This is a genomic window from Bradyrhizobium sp. Ken01 (assembly GCF_055807355.1).
This window is the reverse complement of record NZ_JBVVPC010000005.1, coordinates 247,214-257,804: the sequence shown is the minus strand read 5'-3', so window position 1 is coordinate 257,804 and position 10,591 is coordinate 247,214. Positions and strand designations below refer to the sequence as shown.

Genomic DNA, 10,591 nt, shown 5'->3' with positions numbered 1-10,591 from the left:
GCCGCGCGACGCGCGCATCACATAGCGCCGTAGCTAGCGCGGCTTGGCCGCGGAGGCCGACCCGTTACCCCATCTACGGAGTTATTGTGTTGCCCCGACGGACACCACGAATTCCGTCATTGTAAGCGATGGGGGAAGCACCATGGCCAAAGCCGCAGCCGCCGCAGGTATAGCCACCGGCCAATGCCTCTGCGGCAAGGTTACCTTCGAGATTGACATCCCCGCACGCTGGGCCTGGCACGATCACTCCGCCGCGAGCCGTCGCTCCCACGGCGCCGCCTATGCAACCTATGTCGGAAGCTGGAAGAAGCGGTTTCGCATTACCGCAGGCAAGACGGCGCTGACCCGCTACGAGGACAAGGCAACGAAGACCGCGCGCAGCTTCTGCGCGCATTGCGGCACGCCGATTACGTACGAGCGCCCGCGCGGGCCGCATATGGTCAACATCCCCCGCGCGCTCTTCAACGAGCGCACCGGCCGTCAGCCGCTCTATCACATCGCGATCGAGGAGCTGCAGGAATGGGCCTATACCGGCGAGCCGCTGGTGCCGCTGAAAGGTTTTCCGGGTGTGGTGTGGCAGCGCTCGAAAAAGAAGAAGCGCGTCGGCGGCGAGGATCCGTTCGAGCTCGACCGCGAAGAGATGTAGCGGCGCGCGCCCACGCAACGCAGCCATGAGCGGACTTCCTTGCGCGCGTCCAGCAACTTCGGCCATCATGCCTTCGTCCTTGCGGCAACGTCCGCTCCTGGAGGAAACATGAAGAACAAGATCACCGGCCGTTCCGCCTTTCTCGCGCTGCTCAAGGACGAGGGCATCACGCATCTGTTCGGCAATCCCGGCACCACCGAACTGCCGATCATGCATGCGCTGAAGGACCATCCTGATCTCACCTATGTGATGGCGATGCAGGAGAGCCTGGTGGTGGCAATTGCCGATGGCTACAGCCGCGCCTCCGGAAAGCTCGTGGCCTGCAACGTCCATGTCGCGCCCGGCCTCGGCAACGCGATGGGCTCGCTCTACAATGCCCAGTTCACGGGCACACCGATGATCCTGACCGCGGGCCAGCAGGAGCAAGGCCACGGCCTGATGGAGCCGGTGCTCTATGGCCCGCTGGTGCGCATGGCGGAGCCGCTGGTGAAATGGGCGGTCGAGGTGACGCGCCTCGAGGATCTGCCGCGCATCGTGCGCCGCGCCGCCAAAGTCGCGACCACGCCGCCGACCGGGCCCGTGTTCATTTCGTTGCCCGGCGACATCCTTAACAGCGAGGCCGGGATCGATCTCGGCCGCTCCACCCGCATCGACGCCCGCACAAGGCCGTCGGATGAGACACTCAAGGCGTTCGCCGCGCGGCTGCTGAGGGCCGAGCGTCCCGTGATCGTCACCATGGACGAGGTGGTCAAGAGCGATGCGCTGATGGAGGCCGCCGAACTCGCAGAACTACTCGGTGCGGCCGCGTACCAATCGTCGACGCCCTACGGCTCGCACTTCCTTTCGGAGAGCCCGAGCTTCGTCGGCACGCTGGCACGTGTCCAGAAAGTCGCGCGCGACACGCTTGCGCCGTACGACCTCTTGATCGCGCTTGGCGGCGATCCTCTGCGGATGTCGGTCTACAGCGAGGTCGACGCGCTGCCGGAAGGGCTTGGCATCGTGCAGATCGGCCTCGGCGATTGGGAGATCGCCAAGAACTACGGTGCCGAGATCGCGCTGAAGGCGGATCTGAAGGAAACGCTGCGTGCGCTGATCCCGGCGTTGAAGGAGATGGGCGGTGCTGCCCTGGCGCAACGTGCGAAGCAACGTCTCGCCGAGCTCGCGCCGAAGAACTGGACCGCAAGGCGTACCGCGCTGGTCGAGCAGATCGGCAAGGCCGCGGACCGCAGCCCCATCGATCCGGACTGGCTGGTGCTGCAAATGGTCGAGTCCATGCCCGCCAACGCCATCCTGGTCGACGAAGGCCTCACCTCGAGCCGCCAGATCACGGCGCTGCGTGCACACCGCGACCGCTTCGGCTATCACGGCCTTGCCTCCGGCGGCATCGGCTGGGGCCTGCCGGCCTCCGTCGGCGCCAGTATCGCCAATCCCGATCGCCCCGTGGTCTGCTTCTCCGGCGACGGCAGCGCAATGTATTCGATCCAGTCGCTCTGGACAGCGGCGCATCACAAGCTGCCGCTCAACGTGGTCATTGCCAACAATGGCGGCTATCGCATCATCAAGCAGCGTCTGCTCGCCTTCCATGGCGACGACAATTACGTCGGTATGGATTTTGTCGATCCGCCGGTGGATTTCGCAGGCGTGGCGAAGGCGCTGGGGTGCGAGGCGATCAAGGTCAGCGATCCCCGCGAGTTGAAGGCGACGCTGGCGTCGGCGTTTGGCCGGCCCGGAACCAAGCTAATCGAGGTGATGGTGGACGGGAAGTTGTAGGGCAGCGTCACTTGCGCCCCGCTGGTGTCCGCCACGTTTCAGTCGTCATCACCCGCGAAGGCGGTGATCCAGTATCCCAGAGGGCGGCGGTGATTGAGTCGAGACGCCGCGGCGTACTGGATGCTCCGGTCAAGCCGGGGCATGACAGCGTACCTTGGGGTGCTATCCCTTCCTCCCCACCCGATACCCCGCTGCCGGATGCGGCGCACCTAGTCGCGCACGCCCGTCACCGAACAGCTTCTCCCGCAGCGTGCCCTGCGCGTACTCCGCCTTGTACCGCCCACGGCGCGTCAGCTCCGGGACCAGCATATCGGCGATGTCCTCGAAATCGCCGGGTGAGATCGCGAAGGCGACGTTGAGGCCGTCGACATCGGTCGCCTCGAACCACGCCTCGATCTTGTCAGCGACCATCTCCGGCGTGCCGACCACGACGGGACCGGCGCCGCCGACGCCAACATGCTCGATGACGTCGCGCACGGTCCAGACGCGATCGGGATCGGCACGGGTGACGTTATCGAGTGCGCTGCGACCGGCATCGTTCTGGACATGACGCACCTGCTGATCGAGCTCGTAGCCGGAGAAGTCGATTCCGGTCCATCCCGACATCAGCGCGAGCGCGCCCTCGGGGCTGATGTGGCGGCGATAGTCGGCGTATTTTTCGTTTGCCTCGGCCTCCGTCCGCCCGAGGATGATCGTCATCATCGAGAACATCAGGATTTCCGCCGGATTGCGCCCGAACGCGGCGGCCTCGTGACGGATCGCCGACACCCGCGGCGCGATCACCCTGGCCGACGGCCCCGACATGAACACGCATTCGGCGTGCTGTGCCGCGAACTTCCGTCCGCGCGGCGAGGTGCCGGCCTGGTACAGCACGGGCGTCCGCTGCGGCGAGGGCTCGCTCAGGTGGATGGTGTTGTTGATGCGCCAGTTCGCGCCCTCGTGGTTGACGCGATGAACTTTTGAGGGATCGGTGAAAATGCCGCGCGTGCGGTCGCGCAGCACGGCGTCGTCCTCCCAACTCCCTTCCCAGAGCTTGTAGACGACCTCCATATATTCGTCCGCGATCTCGTAGCGGTCGTCGTGCCCGATCTGCTTGTCCTTGCCGGCGCCGCGCGCGGCGCTGTCGAGATAGCCGGTGACGACGTTCCAGCCGATTCGTCCCTCGGTGAGATGATCGAGCGTCGACATCCGCCGCGCGAACGGATAGGGCGGCTCGAAGGAGAGATTGCTGGTGACGCCGAAGCCGAGATTCTGCGTCACCGCCGCCATTGCCGACAGCAGCAACAGCGGATCGTTAGAGGGCGACTGGGCTGCATTGCGCAAGGCTGCGTCAGGACTGTTGCCGTAGACGTCATAGACGCCGAGCACGTCGGCCAGGAACAGTCCGTCGAAACGGCCGCGCTCCAGCGTTTTGGCAAGATCGATCCAGTAGGGCAGGCGGTTATATTCGGCAGTGCGGTCGCGCGGATGGGTCCACAAGCCCGGTGACTGGTGCGCGACGCAATTCATCGCAAATGCATTGAGCCTGATCTGCTTGGCCATGATGGTCCCCCGGCGCCCTGTACCGGGCGCTCTTCGAATGATAGAGCTGCGCCCGAACTTGGCGAAGTTCTTGCATATAGTGCGACGTTGGCAAGGCCAAAATCGGCGGCGCTGCCGCGCTTGGCAAGCCAATCTCAAGAGAGCAAGAACGAAATCCCAAGACTATCGAAGTCCCCGCCACTTTCGGAGGCCTGCCCGCATCAGGTATGCTCCTTCGCCTCACAACCTAAAAAAGAAAATAATGACCAGAGCCGATGCCATCGCCCGCGCCCGTGACGATTTCAAATCCGGCGCGTTCCTCGCCGAACTCGACCGCCGCGTCGCCTACCGGACCGAGAGCCAGAATCCGAACCGGAGCGTCGAGCTGCGCGCCTATCTGGAACAGGAGATGGTGCCCGCTTTCGCCGCGCTCGATTTCCAAAGCCGGATGATCGAATCTCCCAGCGGCAAGGCGCCGTTCCTGTTCGCCGAACACCGCGAGAGCGAGACGGCGCCGACTGTTCTGATCTACGGCCATGGCGACGTCGTCGACGGCATGGAAGGCGAGTGGCGCGACGGCCGCGATCCCTGGCGCACCACGGTTTCGGGCACGCGTCTCTACGGTCGCGGTACTGCCGACAACAAGGGCCAGCACAGCATCAACATGGCCGCACTCCGTGCGGTGCGCGAGGCCCGCGGCGGCATGCTCGGCTTCAACGCCAAGTTCATCATCGAGATGGGCGAGGAGATCGGTTCGCCGGATCTTGGCAAGGTCTGCGATCTCAATCGCGATGCGCTCAAGGCCGATCTGTTCATGGCCTCCGACGGGCCGCGCCTGTCCGCCGACCGTCCGACGCTGTTCCTCGGCTGCCGTGGCGGCATCCGCATTCATCTCGATGTGAACCTTCGCGACGGCGGCCATCACTCCGGCAATTGGGGCGGCGTGCTCGCCAACCCCGCGACCATTCTGGTCAACGCGATCTCGACGCTGGTCGATGGCCGCGGCCGCCTTCAGCTGGAGGCGCTGAAGCCGCCCCGGCTCACCAACCAGATCCGCAGCTATCTTGCGGACGTGCAGGTGGTGCCCACCGAGGACGAGCCGGCGTTGGCCGAGAACTGGGGCGAGGAGGGTCTTTCGGCGGCCGAGCGGCTCTATGCCTGGAACACACTCGAAGTGCTGGCGATGTCGTCGGGCAATATCGAGAAGCCGGCCAACGCCATTCCCGGCCGCGCCAATGCCGTGCTGCAACTGCGTTTCGTGGTCGGCACCAGGATCGATGGGCTGATCGAGGCGATCCGCGCGCATCTGGCGCAGAAGGGCTTTCCGATGGTCGAGGTGCGGGCGGCGCAGAGCTTTGCCGCCTCGCGCACGGATTTTGACAGCCCCTGGATCGCATGGGCGGCGGATTCGGTGCGTCAGACCACCGGCAAGGTCCCGGCGGTGCTGCCCAATTTCGGCGGCTCGCTGCCGAACGACGTGTTCTCCGAGATATTGGGCCTGCCGACGATCTGGGTGCCGCACTCCTATCCCGGCTGCTCCCAGCATGCGCCCAATGAGCACATCCTGCTGCCATTGACCGAAGAGGCCTTGACGGTGATGGCCGGGCTGTTCTGGGATCTCGGGGAATTGCCAAGCGCGCTAACAGGACCGCTAACGCGCCCGCCGGCCTGAGCCGTTAATCGGAGCCGCGATCCAGCCAAAAGTCACATTCTATTCCAACCCAATTTGTGCTTGCATCCCGCCGGCATCATCCTGAAAGGGGACCAAAAAGTGAAACATTTCCGTAGCATCGGCCTCGCGCTCGCCGCGACCTTCGCCGTCAGCCAGGCCGGGGCCGAGGAGCTGACCGGCACGCTCAAGAACATCAAGGACACCGGCGCCATTACGCTCGGCTTCCGCGACTCCTCGATCCCGTTCTCCTATCTCGACGACAACCAGAAGCCCATCGGCTACGCGATGGACATCTGCTACAAGATCGTCGATGCCGTGAAGAAGGAGCTCAAGCTCGACAAGCTCGAGGTCAAGCTCAATCCGGTAACCTCGGCGACCCGGATCCCGCTGATGGCGAACGGCACCATCGACCTCGAATGCGGCTCGACCACCAACAATGCCGAGCGCCAGAAACAGGTTGCTTTCACCAACACCCATTATTTGACCGCCAGCCGCTACGTCTTCAAGAAGTCGAGCGGCCTCAAGGCGATTGACGATCTAAAGGGAAAATCGGTGGTCTCCACCGCCGGCACCACCAACATCAAACAGCTCACCGAGGCCAATGTCGCAAAAAGCCTCGGCGCAAACATCATCCCGGCCAAGGATCATGCCGAGGCCTTCCTGATGGTCGAAACCGACCGTGCGGTCGCCTTCGTGATGGATGATATCCTGCTCGCGAGCCTCGTTGCCGGCTCGAAGACGCCCGATGACTACGTCATCTCCAAGGACGCGTTCTCCAAGCCTGAGCCCTACGGCATCATGATGCGCAAGGACGACGCGGCCTTCAAGAAGGTTGTCGACGCGGCGACCGCTGCGCTCTACACCTCCGGCGAAGGCCAGAAGATCTACGACAAGTGGTTCACGCAGAAGATCCCGCCGAAGGGCCTGAATCTCAACACGCCGATCTCGGCCGAGCTGAAGAACGAATTTGCCAAGCCGACGGACTCGCCGAACCCGGACGATTATAAGTAAGCTATAACCTCGATCTTTCGATCGGGATCGTGTCCGGCCATCTTGACTCCAAGGTGGCCGGACATTTGCATAGCCGCTGGGACATCGATGGCTGGCGCGTTCGCGCGGGGGACACGTGAACTATAACTGGAACTGGGGAATCTTTTTCCAGCCGAACCCGATGGGGACCGGCACCTATCTCGACATGCTGTTGTCGGGCCTGATGCTGACCCTCAAGACGGGTGCGCTCGCCTGGATCATCGCGCTGATCATGGGCTCGATCGTCGGCGTGATGCGCACGCTTCCGTCGAAGGGAGCGTACTGGTTCGGCTTTGCCTATGTTGAATTCTTCCGCAACATGCCGCTGCTGGTGCAGCTCTTCCTGTGGTTCTTCGTGCTGCCGGAACTGCTGCCGAAATCTGCCGGCCTCTGGCTGAAGCAGCTGCCTAATGCGCCGTTCTGGACGGCGGCGATCGGCATCGGATTCTTCATGTCGGCGCGCGTCGCCGTGCAGTTGCAGGCCGGCATCGGATCGCTCCCGCGCGGCCAGAAGATGGCGGCGACCGCGCTCGGCCTGACGACCTTGCAGGCTTATCGCTATATTTTGCTGCCGATGGCATTCCGCATCATCCTGCCGCCGCTGACGTCCGAGTTCCTCAACACCATCAAGAACACGGCTGTGGCCATCACCATCGGCTTGCTTGAGTTGACCGGACAGGCGCGCTCCATGCAGGAATTCTCGTTCCAGGTTTTCGAGGCCTTCACGGCCGCGACCCTTCTCTATCTCCTCGTCAACGCCGTCGTCGTGACCGCAATGCGCTTCCTCGAGCGCTACGTCGCGATCCCCGGCTACATCACGGGGAAATAGCACCATGTTCAGCAATTTCGATTTCGAGGTCATCCGTCGCGCGCTGCCCTATCTTTTTTACGAGGGCATGACGTTCACGCTGATGCTCACGGGGCTTGCGGCGCTCGGCGGCCTGATCTTCGGCACGGCCATCGCTCTGATGCGGCTGTCGGGCTTCAAGATCCTGGGCCGCATCGCTGGGGTCTATGTCGACTTCATGCGCTCGCTGCCGCTGGTGCTGGTGATTTTCTGGTTCTACTTCCTGGTGCCCTATATCGGGCAGTGGGTGACCGGCGCGTCGCGCCCGATCAGCGTCGGCGCGTTCGCATCCTCGCTCATCACCTTCATCATGTTCGAGGCCGCGTACTTCTCCGAGATCATGCGTGCCGGCATCCAGTCGATCTCGCGCGGCCAGCCGGCCGCCGCCAATGCGCTTGGCCTGACCTACGCCCAGACCATGCGCTACGTGGTGCTGCCGCAGGCCTTCCGCAACATGCTGCCGGTGCTGATCACGCAGACCATCGTGCTGTTCCAGGACACCTCCCTGGTCTACGTTCTGTCGATCACCGATTTCCTCGGTGCCGCGAGCAAGGTCGCGCAGCGCGACGGCCGTCTGGTCGAAATGTATCTGTTCGCAGCGATCGTCTACTTCACCATTTCCTGTGTTGCGTCCTTTGGCGTTCGCCGCCTGCAGGCGCGCATCGCCATCATTCGGTAGAGTCTGTCATGATCGAGATCAGCCACGTCGACAAATGGTACAGCCCGAGCTTCCAGGTGCTGACCGACTGCACCACCAGCGTCTCCAAGGGCGAGGTGGTCGTGGTCTGCGGCCCGTCGGGATCAGGCAAGTCGACGCTGATCAAATGCGTCAACGCCCTGGAGCCGTTCCAGAAAGGCGACATCAGCGTCGATGGCACCAAGGTCAACGATCCCAGGACCAATCTGCCCAAGCTGCGCTCGCGTGTCGGCATGGTGTTTCAGCACTTCGAGCTGTTTCCGCATCTGAAGATCATCGATAATCTCTGTCTCGCACAGCAGAAGGTGCTCGACCGATCGCGCGACAAGGCGGTGGCGAAAGGCATGCAACTGCTGGAGCGCGTCGGCCTGAAGGAACAGGCGCAAAAGTATCCCGCGAACCTGTCCGGTGGCCAGCAGCAGCGGGTGGCGATCGCTCGCGCGCTCGCAATGGATCCCATTGTCATGCTGTTCGACGAGCCGACCTCGGCGCTCGACCCCGAAATGGTGAGCGAGGTGCTCGACGTCATGGTAGACCTCGCCCATGAGGGCATGACCATGATGGTCGTCACCCACGAGATGGGCTTTGCCCGCAAGGTTGCCAACCGCGTGATCTTCATGGATCGCGGCGAGATCGTCGAGGACGCCCCGAAGGACGATTTCTTCGGCAAGCCCCGCAGCGACCGCGCGCAGAAATTCTTGTCGAAGATCCTCTCCCACTAGCTCTGCCGTCATTCCGGGGCGCGACGTAGTCGCGAGCCCGGAATCCATCGGGCGGCATTGTACGGGGGGAAATGGATTCCGGGCTCATTCGCTGCGCGAATGCCCCGGAATGACGAATAGAGGGGTGATCGCCGCCCCCATTTCGCATATAAGCGCGCCAAATCCCTTTGCCCTCAGGAGACCTGCCTTGGATCCGATCGCCTATGTCAACGGCTCATTCGTCCCGCTCTCGGACGCCAAAATTTCGGTGCTCGATCGCGGCTTCCTGTTTGCCGACGGCATCTACGAGGTCTCGGCCGTGCTCGACGGCAAGCTGATCGACAATGCCTCGCATCTGAGCCGGCTGGAGCGCTCGGTCGGCGAGATCCAGCTGAAGCTGCCCGAGACGGTCGAACGCATCACCGAGCTCCAGAAGGAGCTGATCGCGCGCAACAAGGTCGAGAACGGCCTCGTCTATCTCCAGGTCACGCGTGGTGCCGACAAGGGCCGCGACTTCGCCTTCCCCAAGGGCGACGTCAAGTCGAGCCTGGTAATGTTCACGTCGGAGAAGGACATCATCAACGCCGCCTCAGCCAAGACCGGCATCAATGTGATCACCGTGCCCGACATCCGCTGGGAGCGGCGTGACATCAAGAGCGTGGCACTGCTCGCGCAAGTGCTGGCAAAGCAGGCCGCGGCCGAAGCCGGTGCGGGCGAGGCCTGGATGCTGGAAGACGGCTACGTCACCGAAGGCGGTTCGTCCTCGGCGTTCATCCTGACCCATGACGACGTCATCGTGACCCGCAAGAACTCCAACGCGATCCTGCCGGGCTGCACCCGCAAGGCGGTGGTGGCGCTGGCGGAAGAGCGTCAGCTCCGTATCGAGGAGCGTTCCTTCACGGTCGCCGAGGCGCTCGCCGCCAAGGAAGCCTTTGCCACCTCGGCGTCGCTGTTCGTCCAGCCGGTGGTTGCGATCGACGGCAAGAAGGTCGGCGACGGCAAGCCCGGCCCGCTTGCCGCGCGGCTGCGCGAGATCTACGTGGAGTTCGCCAAGGCGACGGCGGTTTAAGCCACCCACCGCCGTCATCGCCCGGCTTGACCGGGCGATCCAGTACTCCGTGACGGAAGTGCTGGACTCGACAGGCCGCGGCGTACTCGATGCCCCGGTCAAGCCGGGGCATGACAGTCGAATGTATTGAGGCGGTTTGGCCTCATGCGTCAGCACCTCACGCCACCGACGCCTTCACCTTCACCGGATGAACCGCACGGAACGCGATCGCGATTCTGTTCCAGGCATTGATGGCGCCGATCAGCATGGTCAGGTTCACCGTCTCCGCATCGGAGAATTGCGCGCGGACCTGCTCGTAGACATCGTCCGGCGCGTGCGTCTCGGAGATCAGCGTCACTGATTCCGTCCAGGCCAGCGCGGCGCGCTCGCGGTCCGTGTAGAGCGGCGATTCGCGCCAGGCATTGAGCAGATAGATGCGCTGCTCGGTCTCGCCGCGCTTGCGGGCGTCCTCGGTGTGCATGTTGATGCAGAAGGCACAGCCGTTGATCTGCGACGCGCGGATCTTGACGAGCTCGATCAGCGATTTCTCCAGGCCGGTCGACTGGATCTGCTCTTCCAGTGCCATCAGTGCCTTCATCGTATCGGGTGCGGCCTGGTAGAAATTCATGCGGGGTTTCATGGTCGTTCTCCTTGCTTGCT

Annotated in this window: 10 protein-coding genes; 8 read left to right on the top strand and 2 right to left on the bottom strand. The window is 63.4% G+C overall.

Annotated features, from left to right (window positions below):
* Positions 1–142 precede the first annotated feature (142 nt).
* Positions 143–646, top strand: a complete 504-nt coding sequence (locus AC0L3S_RS08275) for a GFA family protein (protein WP_473278690.1) — start codon at positions 143–145, stop codon at positions 644–646.
* A 108-nt stretch (positions 647–754) separates the two neighbouring features.
* On the top strand, positions 755–2,416 hold the full coding sequence (locus tag AC0L3S_RS08270; RefSeq protein ID WP_473278689.1) for a thiamine pyrophosphate-binding protein: 1,662 nt from the start codon (positions 755–757) through the stop codon (positions 2,414–2,416).
* A 162-nt stretch (positions 2,417–2,578) separates the two neighbouring features.
* On the opposite strand, the gene AC0L3S_RS08265 is transcribed toward AC0L3S_RS08270, so the two are convergent.
* Complete coding sequence (locus AC0L3S_RS08265) at positions 2,579–3,958, bottom strand: LLM class flavin-dependent oxidoreductase (RefSeq protein WP_473278688.1); 1,380 nt, start codon at positions 3,956–3,958, stop codon at positions 2,579–2,581.
* A gap of 241 nt (positions 3,959–4,199) precedes the next feature.
* Between AC0L3S_RS08265 and AC0L3S_RS08260 the strand changes: the two genes are divergently transcribed.
* The 6 genes from AC0L3S_RS08260 to AC0L3S_RS08235 all read left to right on the top strand — a co-directional run bounded on the left by AC0L3S_RS08260 (position 4,200) and on the right by AC0L3S_RS08235 (position 9,952).
* The gene (locus tag AC0L3S_RS08260) at positions 4,200–5,609 is read left to right on the top strand and encodes a M20 family metallopeptidase (protein WP_473278686.1); all 1,410 of its coding nucleotides are present in this window, start codon (positions 4,200–4,202) and stop codon (positions 5,607–5,609) included.
* Positions 5,610–5,708: 99 nt separating this feature from the next.
* Positions 5,709–6,620 (top strand): amino acid ABC transporter substrate-binding protein, encoded by a 912-nt coding sequence (locus AC0L3S_RS08255; RefSeq protein WP_473278685.1) that lies wholly within the window; start codon positions 5,709–5,711, stop codon positions 6,618–6,620.
* A 115-nt stretch (positions 6,621–6,735) separates the two neighbouring features.
* Complete coding sequence (locus AC0L3S_RS08250) at positions 6,736–7,467, top strand: amino acid ABC transporter permease (protein ID WP_473278684.1); 732 nt, start codon at positions 6,736–6,738, stop codon at positions 7,465–7,467.
* A 4-nt stretch (positions 7,468–7,471) separates the two neighbouring features.
* A complete protein-coding gene (locus AC0L3S_RS08245; protein ID WP_007597029.1) occupies positions 7,472–8,164 on the top strand; it encodes an amino acid ABC transporter permease in 693 nt (230 codons plus the stop codon).
* 8 nt (positions 8,165–8,172) lie between these two features.
* The gene (locus tag AC0L3S_RS08240) at positions 8,173–8,904 is read left to right on the top strand and encodes an amino acid ABC transporter ATP-binding protein (RefSeq protein ID WP_473278683.1); all 732 of its coding nucleotides are present in this window, start codon (positions 8,173–8,175) and stop codon (positions 8,902–8,904) included.
* 187 nt (positions 8,905–9,091) lie between these two features.
* Positions 9,092–9,952: a D-amino-acid transaminase gene (locus tag AC0L3S_RS08235; RefSeq protein WP_473278682.1), complete on the top strand. Its 861-nt coding sequence runs from the start codon at positions 9,092–9,094 to the stop codon at positions 9,950–9,952.
* Positions 9,953–10,109: 157 nt separating this feature from the next.
* On the opposite strand, the gene AC0L3S_RS08230 is transcribed toward AC0L3S_RS08235, so the two are convergent.
* Positions 10,110–10,571 carry a carboxymuconolactone decarboxylase family protein gene (locus tag AC0L3S_RS08230; protein WP_007615070.1) on the bottom strand — a complete coding sequence of 154 codons (462 nt, stop codon included), beginning with the start codon at positions 10,569–10,571 and terminating at the stop codon, positions 10,110–10,112.
* Between the last annotated feature and the right edge of the window lie 20 nt (positions 10,572–10,591).

Bases quoted from the DNA above. Each gene is read 5' to 3' on its own strand.
- AC0L3S_RS08275 (WP_473278690.1), top strand. From the start codon at position 143: ATGGCCAAAGCCGCAGCCGCCGCAGGTATAGCCACCGGCCAATGCCTC.
- AC0L3S_RS08270 (WP_473278689.1), top strand. From the start codon at position 755: ATGAAGAACAAGATCACCGGCCGTTCCGCCTTTCTCGCGCTGCTCAAG.
- AC0L3S_RS08265 (WP_473278688.1), bottom strand. From the start codon at position 3,958: ATGGCCAAGCAGATCAGGCTCAATGCATTTGCGATGAATTGCGTCGCG.
- AC0L3S_RS08260 (WP_473278686.1), top strand. From the start codon at position 4,200: ATGACCAGAGCCGATGCCATCGCCCGCGCCCGTGACGATTTCAAATCC.
- AC0L3S_RS08245 (WP_007597029.1), top strand. From the start codon at position 7,472: ATGTTCAGCAATTTCGATTTCGAGGTCATCCGTCGCGCGCTGCCCTAT.
- AC0L3S_RS08240 (WP_473278683.1), top strand. From the start codon at position 8,173: ATGATCGAGATCAGCCACGTCGACAAATGGTACAGCCCGAGCTTCCAG.
- AC0L3S_RS08230 (WP_007615070.1), bottom strand. From the start codon at position 10,571: ATGAAACCCCGCATGAATTTCTACCAGGCCGCACCCGATACGATGAAG.